Origin of the sequence: Pseudomonas sp. BRG-100 (assembly GCF_000737955.1) — a bacterium.
GTDB classification, from domain to species: Bacteria; Pseudomonadota; Gammaproteobacteria; order Pseudomonadales; family Pseudomonadaceae; genus Aquipseudomonas; species Aquipseudomonas synxantha_A.
On the sequence record NZ_JPRX01000001.1, the window covers coordinates 4448358 to 4462237 of the forward strand.

Annotated in this window: 12 protein-coding genes; 8 read left to right on the forward strand and 4 right to left on the reverse strand. The window is 60.3% G+C overall.

Translation table 11 applies throughout. The annotated features are described in order from the left end of the window. The first annotated feature begins 16 nt into the window (after window positions 1-16). From JH25_RS07605 to JH25_RS07585, 5 genes are all read left to right on the forward strand, one after another. Window positions 17-658, forward strand: coding sequence for a YfgM family protein (locus JH25_RS07605; RefSeq protein ID WP_003194010.1), 642 nt, complete (start codon window positions 17-19; stop codon window positions 656-658). Continuing rightward, window positions 651-1802, forward strand: a complete 1152-nt coding sequence (bamB, locus tag JH25_RS07600) for an outer membrane protein assembly factor BamB (protein ID WP_005791169.1) — start codon at window positions 651-653, stop codon at window positions 1800-1802. Before JH25_RS07605 ends, bamB begins: the two co-directional genes overlap by 8 nt. A gap of 134 nt (window positions 1803-1936) precedes the next feature. Next, a complete protein-coding gene (gene der / locus JH25_RS07595) occupies window positions 1937-3406 on the forward strand; it encodes a ribosome biogenesis GTPase Der (protein ID WP_005791167.1) in 1470 nt (489 codons plus the stop codon). A 134-nt stretch (window positions 3407-3540) separates the two neighbouring features. Then, on the forward strand, window positions 3541-4689 hold the full coding sequence (locus JH25_RS07590) for a pyridoxal phosphate-dependent aminotransferase (protein WP_032879609.1): 1149 nt from the start codon (window positions 3541-3543) through the stop codon (window positions 4687-4689). Further along, window positions 4677-5468 (forward strand): amidohydrolase, encoded by a 792-nt coding sequence (locus JH25_RS07585; protein WP_032879610.1) that lies wholly within the window; start codon window positions 4677-4679, stop codon window positions 5466-5468. The genes JH25_RS07590 and JH25_RS07585 overlap by 13 nt, the downstream gene beginning before the upstream one ends. Window positions 5469-5629: 161 nt before the next feature. Here JH25_RS07585 and leuA read toward each other — a convergent pair whose 3' ends face one another. The 4 genes from leuA to JH25_RS07565 all read right to left on the reverse strand — a co-directional run bounded on the left by leuA (window position 5630) and on the right by JH25_RS07565 (window position 10735). Beyond that, window positions 5630-7309: a 2-isopropylmalate synthase gene (gene leuA / locus JH25_RS07580; protein WP_032879611.1), complete on the reverse strand. Its 1680-nt coding sequence runs from the start codon at window positions 7307-7309 to the stop codon at window positions 5630-5632. A gap of 323 nt (window positions 7310-7632) precedes the next feature. Next, window positions 7633-8451 (reverse strand): M23 family metallopeptidase, encoded by an 819-nt coding sequence (locus tag JH25_RS07575; RefSeq protein WP_032879612.1) that lies wholly within the window; start codon window positions 8449-8451, stop codon window positions 7633-7635. Between the two features lie 3 nt (window positions 8452-8454). Then, window positions 8455-9834 carry an exodeoxyribonuclease VII large subunit gene (gene xseA / locus JH25_RS07570; protein ID WP_032879613.1) on the reverse strand — a complete coding sequence of 460 codons (1380 nt, stop codon included), beginning with the start codon at window positions 9832-9834 and terminating at the stop codon, window positions 8455-8457. A gap of 10 nt (window positions 9835-9844) precedes the next feature. Further along, window positions 9845-10735: a LysR family transcriptional regulator gene (locus tag JH25_RS07565; protein ID WP_032879614.1), complete on the reverse strand. Its 891-nt coding sequence runs from the start codon at window positions 10733-10735 to the stop codon at window positions 9845-9847. Between the two features lie 99 nt (window positions 10736-10834). Here JH25_RS07565 and JH25_RS07560 point away from each other — a divergent pair, with 99 nt between their 5' ends. The 3 genes from JH25_RS07560 (at window position 10835) to guaB (ending at window position 13862) form a co-directional block, all read left to right on the forward strand. Next, on the forward strand, window positions 10835-11602 hold the full coding sequence (locus JH25_RS07560; RefSeq protein WP_032879615.1) for a sulfite exporter TauE/SafE family protein: 768 nt from the start codon (window positions 10835-10837) through the stop codon (window positions 11600-11602). 137 nt (window positions 11603-11739) lie between these two features. After that, window positions 11740-12288, forward strand: coding sequence for a hypothetical protein (locus JH25_RS07555; protein WP_005791157.1), 549 nt, complete (start codon window positions 11740-11742; stop codon window positions 12286-12288). Between the two features lie 104 nt (window positions 12289-12392). Continuing rightward, on the forward strand, window positions 12393-13862 hold the full coding sequence (gene guaB / locus JH25_RS07550) for an IMP dehydrogenase (protein WP_032879616.1): 1470 nt from the start codon (window positions 12393-12395) through the stop codon (window positions 13860-13862). Window positions 13863-13880: the final 18 nt, after the last annotated feature.

Consider the following 13880-nt stretch of genomic DNA (forward strand, 5'->3'; position numbering starts at 1 on the left):
ATTAAGGAGTATTGGGGTGTCGAGTACTGATGATGAGCAACTGGCCGAGTTCAAGGACTGGTGGCAGCGTAACGGCAAGCCCCTGGTCACTGGCGGCCTGCTGGCGTTAGTGGTGGTGTTCGGCTGGCAAGCCTGGACCAAGTATCAGGCCAACCAATCCCAGGGCGCCTCGATCGTTTACCAGCAATTGCTGGAAACTACCCTGACGCCGGACGGCAAGCCTGACCCTGCACAGGTGGCAGACCTGGCCGGCAAGCTGAAAAACGAATTCGGCGGTAGCACCTACGCCCAGTACGGCAGCCTGTTCGTCGCGAAAGTCGCGGTCGATACCGGCAAGCTGGATGACGCAGCCACCGAGCTGAAGGCCATTGCCGACAAGCCGACCAACCCGACCCTGGGTGAAATCGCACGTCAGCGCCTGGCACAGGTATTGGCGGCACAGAACAAGGCTGACGAAGCACTCAAACTGCTCGACGGCGATGCTGACAAGGCATTCGTGGCCACTCGCGAAGAGCTCAAGGGCGACCTGTTGGTCCAATTGGGTCGTACCGACGAAGCCCATGCTGCGTACCAAAAAGCCAAGGCGGCGCTGTCTGATGAAGCGGCGGTCGGTGGCTTACAAATCAAGCTCGACGACTTGGCCAAAGGGGATGCGTGACGTGATCCGTTGGAAACATGCAGCATTGCTGGCTCTGGCCGTTTTGGCCGCGGGTTGCAGCAGCAACAGCAAAAAAGAACTGCCACCTGCCGAGCTGACCAGCTTCAAGGAAGAAGTGGTCCTGCAAAAACAATGGAGCCAATCCATTGGTGACGGGCAGGGCGACCTCTACAACCTGTTGCAGCCGGCGATCGACGGCGACAACATCGTGGCCACTGATTCCACTGGCGTCGTGGTTGCCATGGATCGCATGAACGGCGACGTCAAGTGGAAGAAAGACCTCGAGCTGCCGGTTTCCGGTGGTGTGGGTGTCGGCTACGGCATGGTGCTGATCGGTACGCTCAAAGGTGATGTGGTCGCACTCGACTCCAGCACCGGCGAAGAGAAATGGCGCGCTCGCGTGACCAGTGAAGTGCTCTCGGCGCCAGCGACCAACGGCGATATCGTCGTGGTGCAGACCCAGGATGACCGCGTAATCGGTCTGGATGCCTCCACTGGCGACCAACGCTGGTTGTACGACAGCACCCCGGCGGTGTTGACCCTGCGTGGTACCAGTGGTCCGATTGTGACCAACAATCTCGCTGTGGCTGGCCTGTCGACCGGTAAAGTAGTCGCCCTGGATACCCAGAACGGCGTGCCGGCGTGGGAAACCCGTGTGGCTATCCCGCAAGGCCGTTCCGAGCTGGACCGCGTCGTGGACATCGACGGTGGCCTGCTGCTGTCGGGTGAAACCCTCTACGTGGCCACCTATCAGGGCCGTGTTGCCGCGCTGGACCTGCAAAGCGGCCGCATCAACTGGCAGCGTGATGCTTCCAGCTATGCGGGTGTCGCCCAAGGGTTTGGCAGCGTCTACGTGAGCCTGGCCTCCGGCACCGTTGAAAGTGTCGATGAGCGTTCCACCACTGCACTGTGGAGCAACGACTCGCTGGCTCGCCGCCAACTGTCGGCACCGGAAGTCTTCTCCAGCTACGTAGCAGTCGGTGACTTTGAAGGTTACCTGCACCTGCTGAGCCAGGTGGATGGTCGCTTTGTCGGTCGCCAACGTATCGACAGCGACGGCCTGCGTGCGCGTCCGCTGGTGGTAGGTAACATGCTTTATGTGTATGGCAACGGCGGCAAGCTGGAAGCCCTGACCATCAAGTAAGAACCATGCTTGGGGTAACACCCAGGCGGCCCTGCTTTTGCGGGGCATGCGGCATCTGACGATGCTGCCCCGAGCACCAGCCGCTGCCCTGCAGCGGCTTTTGTATTTTCTGAAATAACGAAGTGGAGAGCCGCATGGTTCCCGTAATCGCCCTGGTGGGCCGACCTAACGTCGGCAAGTCCACCTTGTTCAACCGCCTGACCAGGACTCGCGACGCCATTGTCGGCGACTTGTCCGGTCTGACCCGTGATCGCCAATACGGTGAGGCAAAGTGGCAAGGGCGCTCCTACATTATTGTCGACACCGGTGGTATCTCCGGTGACGAGCATGGCATGGACGAAAAAATGGCCGAGCAGTCGCTGCTGGCCATTGAAGAAGCCGATGTCGTGTTGTTCCTGGTGGACGCCCGCGCGGGCTATACCGCCGCTGACCAGATGATTGGCGAGCACCTGCGCAAGCGCAACAAGCGTTCCTATCTGGTCGCCAACAAGATCGACAACATCGATCCTGAGGCGGCCCGTGCCGAATTCAGCCCGATGGGCCTCGGTGATGCGATCCCGGTCGCGGGTGCCCACGGCCGTGGCATCACCCAGATGCTGGAAATCGCCCTGCGCGACTTCCCCAAGGATGATGTCGAGGAAGAAGAGGGCGAGGAAGAGATCGTCGCTGAAGGCGAGGAAGCCAAGCGCATTCCTGGCCCGAGCGAAAAAGACGGTATCAAGATCGCTATCATCGGCCGCCCGAACGTCGGCAAGTCGACCCTGGTCAACCGTATGCTCGGTGAAGACCGCGTTATCGTCTACGACCAGCCCGGCACCACTCGCGACAGTATCTACATCCCGTTCGAGCGTAACGACGAGAAGTACACGCTGATCGACACCGCTGGTGTGCGCAAGCGCGGCAAGATCCACGAAGAAGTTGAAAAGTTCTCCGTGGTCAAAACCCTGCAAGCGATCAAAGACGCCAACGTGGTGATCTTCGTGATGGACGCCCGCGAAGGCGTGGTGGACCACGACCTCAACTTGCTGGGCTTTGCCCTGGAAGCCGGTCGGGCCCTGGTGATCGCGATCAACAAGTGGGACGGCATGACGCCGAGCGAGCGCGATTTCGTCAAGATCGAACTGCAGCGTCGGTTGTTCTTCGTCGAGTTCGCCGATATCCACTTTATCTCGGCACTGCACGGTACTGGCGTGGGTAACCTCTACGCCTCGGTACAGAACTCGTTCAAGTCCGCGGTCACCCGCTGGCCGACCAACCGTCTGACCCAGATCCTCGAAGACGCCGTGGGCGAGCACGCACCGCCGATGGTCAACAACCGTCGGATCAAACTGCGTTACGCCCACTTGGGTGGTGCCAACCCGCCGATTATCGTGATCCACGGTAACCAGATCGAGAAGGTGCCCAAGTCCTACGTGCGTTACCTGGAAAACACTTACCGCCGAGTCTTGAAACTGGTCGGTACGCCGATCCGTATCGAGTTCAAGGGTGGCGAGAACCCATACGAAGGCAACAAGAACACACTGACCGACCGTCAGGTGAACAAGAAGCGTCGTTTGATGACTCACCACAAGAAGGCCGACAAGAAGCGCCGTGACAAGAAATAACGGCAGCTTTGCGTTGTAAGCGACACGCTGCAAGAGAGGGCTCCTTTGGAGCCCTTTTTTGTGCGCGACCGTTTGTGCCTTGACCCGATGCAATTGGCAGCTTAAAACTTGGGGCTCACCTGCAGGGGCCTCCGATGATCACCAGCAAGCTGCCGAATGTCGGCACGACCATTTTCACCACTATGTCGCAACTCGCCGCTGAAACCGGCGCGCTCAACCTGTCCCAGGGTTTCCCGGATTTCAATGGCCCGCAAGGTTTACTCGATGCAGTGGGCAAGCATATCGCTCTGGGTCACAACCAGTACGCGCCCATGACCGGCTTGCCCGTGTTGCGTCAGCAGGTGGCCGCCAAGATTGCTCGCAGTTATGGCGCCGCAGTCGATGCCGACAGCGAGGTGACCATCACTCCTGGCGCCACCGAGGCGATCTTCTGCGCGATCCAGGCGGTGATTCGCAGTGGCGATGAAGTCATCGTGTTCGACCCCAGCTACGACAGCTATGAGCCCTCGGTGGAGCTGGCCGGTGGTCGTTGCGTTCATGTGCAACTGAGTCTGGACGGTTTTGCCCTCGACTTCGAGCAGATCAAGGCGGCGCTGTCGCCGCGCACCCGCATGATCATCATCAACTCGCCACATAACCCCACTGGTGCGCTGATCAGCCGCGCCGAGCTGGACCAGTTGGCCGAACTGATCCGCGACCGCGATATCTACCTGGTCAGCGATGAGGTCTACGAACACCTGGTGTTCGACGGTGTGCCTCACGTCAGCATATTGGCCCATCAGGAGCTGTATCAGCGCGCCTTCGTGGTCAGCTCCTTCGGCAAGACCTATCACGTGACCGGCTGGAAAACCGGTTACGTGGTCGCGCCGCCGGCTCTGACTGCCGAACTGCGCAAGGTGCATCAATATGTCAACTTTTGCGGCGTGACCCCTTTGCAGTACGCTTTGGCTGACTTCATGGCTGATCACCCGGAGCATGTCGAAGAACTGCCGGCCTTTTACCAGGCCAAGCGCGACATGTTTTGCGACCTGCTGGGGCCATCCCGCTTCAGTTTTACCCGGGTGAGCGGCACTTATTTCCAACTGGTGGATTACTCACAGATTCGCCCAGACCTGGATGACATTGCCATGTCCTTGTGGATGACCCGCGAACACGGCGTGGCGACCATACCGGTCTCGGTGTTCTACCAGAACCCACCCCAAGGCCAGCGCCTGGTGCGTCTGTGCTTTGCCAAACGCGAGGAGACGCTGCAACAAGCAGCCGAAAAGCTATGCGTGATCTGAGTGCACTGCCCAATCTGAACATCGCCCTGATTCAGACCAGCCTGGTGTGGCATGACCGTCAGGCTAACCTTGAGCATTTTGAGCTGCTGCTGGAGCAGGCCAATGGTGCGGACCTGATCATACTGCCGGAGATGTTCACCACCGGTTTCTCCATGGAGTCAGCCACCCTCGCCGAGCCGGAAAAGGGGCCGACCCATCACTGGCTCCAGGCGCAGGCAACCAAATACAACGCGGTGATCACTGGCAGCGTGATTATCCAGGCCGCCGACGGTAGCCACCGCAACCGCCTGTTGTGGGCAAGGCCGGATGGCGAGGTGCTGCATTACGACAAGCGTCACCTGTTCCGCATGGCCGGTGAGCACGATCACTACACCCCCGGCGAACGCCAGGTGCAGTTTGAGTTAAAGGGCTGGCGCATTCGCCCACTGATTTGCTACGACCTGCGCTTCCCGGTATGGAGTCGCGATGCCCAGGACACCGACTTGCTGCTGTACACCGCTAATTGGCCCGGTGCACGTCGTCAGCATTGGAACCGCTTGTTGCCGGCGCGGGCGATTGAAAACCTGTGCTATGTGGCTGCCGTGAATCGGGTAGGCACGGATGGCAAAGGATTTGCCTATACAGGCGACAGCCAGGTGCTGGATTTCCAGGGTGAAACCTTGCTGAGTGCAGGGGAGGCGGACGGGGTGTTCCAGGTGATTCTGGATGCAGCGGAGCTGGCTGCTTATCGCACCAGGTTTCCAGCGAACCTGGATGCCGATAGCTTTCAGTTTGTCTGATAAACCGCTATCGGGAGCAAGCCCCCTCCCACTTTGATTTGCGAATACATTCAAATGTGGGAGGGGGCTTGCTCCCGATAGGGCCATCAGCGCCACCATAACCCCAAAGCAAAAAGGCCCCTGGATTCACACCCAGGGGCCTTTCACATTTCAGCAGCCGATTACGCCGCTTTGGCTTCCAACTGGCTCAGCGAGCGGTTCAGCGCACTGAACAGCGCCTTGAAGCTGGCGGTGGTGATGTTTTCATCAATGCCCACACCATGCACCGGACGTTCGCCGTTCACGCGCAGTTCAATGTAGGCGGCCGCCTTGGCATTGGTGCCCGCACCGATGGCATGTTCGTTGTAGTCCATGATCTCCACGCCAATCGGCAGGCCGGCCACCAAGGCTTCCAGCGCGCCGTTGCCTTTGCCTTTCCAGTGCAGGTTGGTTTCGCCCTGGCCCTTGCCGGAAACTTCCACCTCGACAAAGCTGTTGCCGTTCTCTTCCTGCAGGCGATGGCTGACCAGCGCGTACGGGGTGTTGGCTTGCAGGTATTCACGCTGCAGCAAGGCGTAGATCTGCGGCGCAGTCATCTCAAGGCCCACGCGGTCGGTTTCGGCCTGCACAACCTGGCTGAACTCGATCTGCATACGACGCGGCAAGCTGATGTCGTATTCCTGCTCCAGCAGGTAGGCGATGCCACCTTTGCCCGACTGGCTGTTTACACGAATCACCGCTTCGTAGCTGCGGCCAATGTCCGCCGGGTCGATCGGCAAGTACGGCACTTCCCACAGCGCATCGTCTTTCTGCTGGGAGAAGCCTTTGCGGATCGCGTCCTGGTGGGAGCCGGAAAACGCGGTGTGTACCAGGTCGCCCACATAAGGATGACGCGGGTGCACCTGGATCTGGTTGCACTCTTCAACGACTTTGCGCACACCGTCGATATCGGAGAAGTCCAGTTGCGGGTCCAGGCCCTGGGTGTACATGTTCAGGGCCACGGTCACCAGGTCGACGTTGCCGGTACGCTCGCCGTTGCCGAACAGGCAGCCTTCGACGCGGTCGGCGCCGGCCATCAGGCCCAGTTCGGTGGCGGCCACGCCGGTGCCGCGATCGTTGTGGGTGTGCAGGCTGATGATCACGCTGTCACGACGGTTGATATGGCGACCGAACCACTCGATCTGGTCGGCATAGATGTTCGGTGTGGCGCATTCAACGGTGGCCGGCAGGTTGAGGATCATCTTGTGCTCGGGCGTCGGGTTCCACACCTCGATCACTGCGTCGCAGACTTCCTTGGCGAACTCCAACTCAGTGGCGCTGAACGTTTCCGGGGAGTATTCGAAGGTCCACTGGGTTTCAGGCTGTTGGGCGGCGTATTTGACGAACAGTTTGGCCGCGTTGACGGCGATAGCCTTGATGCCATCCTTGTCCTGGTTGAACACGATGCGTCGGAACGATGGCGACGTGGCGTTGTACAAGTGCACGATGGCCTTCTTGGCGCCGCGCAGGGATTCGAAGGTGCGTGCGATCAAGTCTTCACGGCCCTGGGTCAGCACCTGGATGGTGGTGTCCTCGGGGATGTGGTTGTCTTCGATCAGGGTGCGCACAAAGTCGAAGTCGGTTTGCGAGGCGGCCGGGAACGAGGCTTCGATTTCCTTCACGCCTACAGATACCAGGGTCTTCCAGAAACGCAGCTTTTTCGCGGCGTCCATCGGCTCGATCAGCGACTGGTTGCCATCACGCAGGTCAGAGCTGCACCAGATCGGCGCGGTGGTGATGGTCTTCGATGGCCAGGTGCGGTCCGGAATATCAATGGTCGGGAACGCGCGGTACTTCGACGACGGGTCTTTGAGCATGCTCATCGGGAAATCCTTTGTTGTAGGGGCCGAGAAAAGGCGGCCTGCCGTGAAACTGTTTTTGGGGAGAAAGCTTGGGACGAGGCAGATCGATTCAGCCTGGCAGTCGTGCGCTGACGAGGCACAGGCTGCGGTGCTGGCGAAGCTGAATGAGGGTGTGAGAGGTTTTCATAAGCCCAACCCTAACCGCAGGGGTGAAAGATGGCAAGCAGTCGATAAAAATTGAGATAAGTTCTGCTCTGTGCAGAATAAACGAGATTTTATGCTGGTTTTGAAGTTGATAGCTGGTTTTAATTGCGCGCCGGTGATGGGGCGCGCAATTGCGTGTTTCAGGGTTGGAATGCGCCGATAAAGATAGCCGGGTCAACCCGTGCGTCGTTCAGGCTGACGTTCCAGTGCATGTGCGGCCCCGTCGCCCGTCCGGTCGAACCCACCTTGCCCACGACCGCACCGCGCACCAGTTGCTGGCCCACCTTCACGTCGATCTTCGACATATGGCAGAACATGCTGATAAAGCCCTGGCCATGGTCGACGAATACCGTGTTGCCATTGAAGAAGTAATTGCCAACCAGAATCACCTTGCCGTTCGCGGGCGTCTTGATCGGCGTACCGGCCGGTACGGCGAAGTCGAGGCCCGAATGTGGGTTGCGCTCTTCGCCGTTGAAGAAGCGCCGCACCCCGAACTTGCTCGACAACGGGCCGTTCACCGGTTTGTCCAGCACCAGGTTGCTCGGCAGGGTGGGGCTGAAACTGCGGTAAGCCTTGAGCTGTACCGCCAACTCGCCTTCGATGCGCTTGAGCTGGGCCGGGTCAGGGTTGACCTGGCTTTTATTCTTCAGCGTGATGCGCTGTTCCGGGTACTTCTTGTAACCGACGATAAACGGCAAGTTGCGCCCGCCGCTGCTGATGCGCTCGTTACCAGGCTTGACCGTCAACGGGATACCGACGATGGCTAGCCAGTTGTCCTGTTCTTTGACCACCAGTACCGGTTTGCCTTGGTATGTGGCTTTGGGCGCCGTGGCGGCCGGTCCCAGTTCGACCACGGCCACACCACCGGGCACCGGTTTGTTCAAGGTGCGGGTGATATAGCTGTCCGCGTAGGTATTCATGGACAGGCACAGCAGCAACAAACTCAGTAGACGTGGCATCAATCAATCCAGTAGCGAAAGGGTGACGGGTGTCAGGTGATTGTCTTCCACCCGCACTTGCAGTTGACCTTCACCCAGGCGCGCGGTCAGGCGCTGGCCGGTGTGGGTTTGTGCGGCATTGCGAATCGCCTGGCCGCGTTCATCCAGCAGGATGCTGTAGCCACGGCCCAGGGTCGCCAGCGGGCTGACCACCTGCAACGTCTGCACCTGGCTTTGCAGTTGCAGGCGTCGGGCCTTGAGACCTTCGCGCATGGCTCGGGGCAGGCGTTCGGCGAGGCTGTCCAGGCGCTGGCGCAACAGCGCCAATTGGCGGCCCGGATGCTGGCCGGCGAGGCGGGTCTCCAGGCGAATCAAGCGCTCGCGACGGGTATTGAGGCCGCGCTCGAAGGCGCGGCGCATACGCATGTCCAGGTCATCCAGACGTTGTGCCTGCTGGCGCAAGCGCTCGCCCGGGTGACGCAGGCGCCGGGCCATGCCTTCCAGGCGCAGGCGGCTGTGGCTCAGGCGGTTGCGCATCAGCATCACCAGGCGCCGATGCAGGTTGTCTACCTGGCGCACCAGATGGCTGGCGTCCGGTGCCAGCAGCTCGGCGGCGGCGGAGGGCGTCGGAGCGCGCACGTCCGCCACAAAGTCGCTGATTGACACATCGGTTTCATGGCCGACGGCGCTGACGATGGGCGTGACGCAGGCGTCCACCGCTCGGGCCACGGCTTCTTCGTTGAAGCACCAGAGATCTTCCAGTGAGCCGCCGCCACGGGCCAGGATCAGCGCGTCGAAGCCGCGGGCATCGGCGAGTTTGAGCGCCCGCACGATCTGCGGGATCGCCTCGCGGCCCTGCACAGCGGTCGGGATCAGTGTCAGTTCAATGTTCGGCGCCCGGCGGCGGAACACACTGATGATGTCGCGAATCACCGCGCCGGTCGGCGAACTGATGATGCCGATACGCCGCGGGTGCGCGGGCAGCGGCACCTTGCGCTCGGCGCTGAACAGGCCTTCGGCGCTGAGCTTTTCCTTCAAGGCATCGAAGGCCAGGCGCAGCGCGCCATCGCCGGCAGGTTCCACGGTGTCGAGGATCAGTTGATAGTCGCCACGCCCCTCGAACAACGAGACCTTGCCACGCACTTTGACCGCCAGGCCGTCCTTCAACGCCTGGCGCACGCGTGCAGCGTTGTTGCGAAACAGCGCGCAACGCACCTGGGCCCCGCTGTCCTTGAGGGTGAAATACACATGGCCGGAAGCCGGGCGGGCGAGGTTGGAGATTTCGCCTTCGACCCAGATATTGGTGAACACGTCTTCCAGCAACACCCGCGCGCGGCCGTTGAGCTGGCTGACAGTCAGGACTTCGCGGTCCAGGCCCAGACGGGCAAAAGGATCTTTAATCATGGGCGGCAGTTTATAGGCATTCGTGCAGGGTTTGACAGAACTGCTCTACCAGCGCGTTCGGCGCCTGCGCGCAGGCGAGGGCCACGGTGCTATGGCAGTCCGGGTCGGCCAGGGGTAAAAAGTGCAGGTTGGCGGGGGCGATGTCCTGCATGGATTTTGGTAACAAGGCAATGCCGAAACCGGCCTGGATCAATTGCAACTGCGTGGTCTTGCGCGACATCACCCGTGCGGCCCTGGGGAAAAATCCTGCACGCATGCACAGTTCGGCCGACAGATAACTCAGCCCGCCGCGTTGGGGATGGGGGACCGAGATAAACGCTTGGTCCTTTAGCTGCGCCAACTCCACCGGCGCGTCGCTGCGTGCCAACGGATGATTCGGCGGCACCGCCAGCACCAACGGCTCCGTGTACAACGGCAGCACACGCACGCCGTCGCGCTGGCGCAGTACGGGCAAGCGCAGCAGGCCGACGTCCAGGCGACCCTCGGCGATGTCCTCCAACTGGGCTTCGGAGGAGAGCTTGGCGATATCCACCGATACTCCAGGGCAGCGCTCTAGCCAGGTGCTGATGCCGTGCAATAACGCGCCGCTCATCGGCACTGTGCTCGAGTGACTCAGGCGCAGCGTGCCAAGCTGGCCATTGCCTACTAGGGTCGCCACTTCGCTGGCCTTGAGCAACTCACTCAGCAAATTGCGCGCCCGTGGGTAGAACGCTTCACCGGCCGCTGTGAGCCGCGGTTGGCGTGCGGTGCGTTCGAACAATGGGGTTTGCAGTTGATTTTCCAGTTCCTTAATCTGCCGGCTCAAGGCCGACTGCGCCACAAACAGGCGTTCGGCCGCGGCACTGAAGCTGCCGCTCTCGGCGATTTCGACGAAGTAACGCAGTTGCCGCGTGGAGATCACGAGTCATGCCTTTTTGAGATGAGTGGCTAGCTTTGAAGATATTAGTCGCAACAGTCGCCAATGGCTAAAGTGAAGGCCATGTGCAACAAGGAATAACCCATGAGCCTGGTTGAGTTGATGAGTCAGTGGTCGTTCGGGGCTGTGGATTGGCTGGTGATCGGCCTGGGTGTGGTGCTGGCCTATGTGGTGTTTGGCATTGCCGGGTTCGGGACGGCCTTGGTCGCCGGGCCGATCCTGATTGTGTTTATGCCACTGTCGAAGATCATCCCGTTGCTGGTGCTTCTCGACTTTGTCGCGGCGTTTGGCGGCTTGCTGCAAACGCGGCGCGATGTGAACAAACCAGAACTGTTGCGGTTGCTGCCCTGCATGGCCATCGGCTGCAGCCTGGGCGTGGTGTTTTTGCTCAACCTGCATTCGGACCTGTTGCTGCTGTTGATGGGCCTGTTTATCAGCGCCTACGCGATTTACAGCCTGGCCGTGAAGGCACGGCCGACTGAGCTGGCAGCGGGCTGGTCGATTCCCATGGGCACTGTTGGGGGGCTGTTTGGTGCGCTATTCGGCAGTGGCGGCTTTTTATATGCGATTTACCTGAACAGCCGTTTGCCCAAGGACGCGGCGCGGGCCACGCAAAGCGCGCTGATCAGTTGCAGCACGGTCGTGCGTTTGAGTCTGTTCCTGATTGCCGGCGTGTATGCAGATTTGCCGTTATTGATGTTGGCGGTTTGCCTGTTGCCGGCGATGGCCCTGGGGCTGTGGTGTGGACGCAGGCTGACGATGCGGCTGTCCCGTGAGGCGTTCGTGCGGTTGGTGACATGGTTGGTATTGGCCAGTGGTATTGCGCTGATCGGGCGGTATGTGAGTACTTGACCTGATTTTTTCAGGGATTAAGCTGCCGTCCTCCCGGGCGTCATCGCGGGCAAGCCCGGCTCCCACATTGGAATGCGATCAACTGTGGGAGCCGGGCTTGCCCGCGATGGCGCCAATAGCCACACCGCAGGACTCCCATGAACTCCCAAAGCATCCTTGTCCCGAAAATCTCCACCTTGCCCGTCCACGAACCCCGCGCCCGGGCGATTGTGCGCTGGCTGGTGCGCAAGAACATCATCAAGGAAGAACTCACCACTTGCGGGCGTACCGGCAACCGCATGGGCTACGCCCTGGCCGATGGCGCCCGCGCCGTGGTGCTGCACCCTGAAGCGCTGCCGTTCAACGAGCCGGTCAATGGCCTGGAGATCATCTACAAGCGTTGCATCTACACGCCGGCCAAGGGGTTCCTTGAAGAAGCCGGCTGCCCGGAATGCCTGAAGGAAGTTGGCGAGGCGCTGTTCGAAAGCCTGGAAGACTGGATGCCTGGTCACACCGACAACTTCACCTGCCCGCTGTGTGGGCATGAAGATGACATCAACGGCTTTCTGTTCCTGCAGGAATGCGGGTTTTCCAACCTGGGGTTCATCTTCAACAACTGGGCGGAGGCGGGGTTCAAGCAGAGCTTTATCGACGAATTTGCCGATTGGTTGGACCAGAAAATGAGCTGGGTCAAAGTCGAGCTTTAATCCTTCTATCAGTATTACCAAGTTTGTCAGAGTTTTACATTGAGCCGGGCAGGGTGCATGTATATAATGGCGCGCTTCCATTTTCCCGCTCGGGAGCCCCCGCGATGCTGCGTATCAGCCAAGAAGCTCTGACATTCGACGACATTCTCCTAGTGCCCGGTTATTCCGAGGTGCTTCCTAACGAAGTCAGTCTCAAGACCCGCCTAACCCGTGGCATCGAGCTGAATATTCCCCTGGTTTCCGCTGCCATGGACACCGTCACCGAAGCCCGTCTGGCCATTGCCATGGCTCAGGAAGGCGGCATCGGCATCATCCACAAGAACATGACTATCGAGCAGCAAGCTGCCGAAGTGCGCAAGGTCAAGCGTTACGAAGCCGGTGTGGTGAAAGATCCAATCACCATCGAAGCCGACGCCACCGTGCGTGACCTGTTCGAACTCACTCGCATGCACAACATCTCCGGCGTCCCGGTGCTGCACGATGGCGACCTGGTCGGCATCGTCACTTCCCGTGACGTGCGTTTCGAGAACCGCCTTGAAGTCACCGTCCGTGAAGTGATGACGCCTAAAGAGCGCCTCGTTACTGTCAAGGAAGGCGCCGACAAGAACGATGTGCGCGAACTGCTGCACAAGCACCGCATCGAGCGCGTGCTGATCGTCGATGACAAATTCGCCCTCAAGGGCATGATGACCGTCAACGACATCGAAAAAGCCAAGGCCTACCCGCTGGCCAGCAAGGATGACCAGGGTCGTCTGCGTGTTGGCGCGGCAGTCGGCACCGGTAAAGACACGGGCGACCGCGTTTCGGCGCTGGTTGCTGCCGGTGTTGACGTGGTGGTGGTCGACACCGCCCACGGTCACTCCAAAGGCGTGATCGACCGCGTGCGCTGGGTCAAGCAGAACTTCCCTGGCGTGCAAGTGATCGGCGGCAACATCGCCACCGGCGCTGCCGCCAAGGCTCTGGCCGAAGCTGGCGCTGACGCTGTCAAGGTCGGTATCGGCCCTGGCTCGATCTGCACCACGCGTATCGTCGCCGGTGTGGGCGTGCCGCAGATCAGCGCTATCGCCAACGTCGCCGCTGCCCTTGAAGGCACTGGCGTACCGTTGATCGCCGACGGCGGCATCCGTTTCTCCGGTGACCTGTCCAAGGCCATCGTGGCCGGTGCTTCCTGCGTGATGATGGGCTCGATGTTCGCCGGTACCGAAGAAGCGCCTGGCGAGATCGAACTGTTCCAGGGCCGTTCGTACAAGGCTTACCGTGGCATGGGGTCGCTGGGCGCCATGTCCCAGGCGCAAGGTTCTTCCGATCGTTACTTCCAGGACTCCTCGGCAGGCGCCGAGAAGCTCGTACCGGAAGGTATCGAAGGCCGTGTGCCGTACAAAGGCACCCTGAGCGCGATCATCCATCAACTGATGGGCGGCCTGCGTTCCTCGATGGGCTACACCGGCAGCGCCGACATCGAAGAAATGCGCACCAAGCCAGAGTTCGTACGGATCACCGGCGCAGGCATGGCTGAATCCCATGTCCACGACGTGCAGATCACCAAGGAAGCGCCAAACTACCGTGTAGGTTGAGCCTTCCAGCAAAATGTT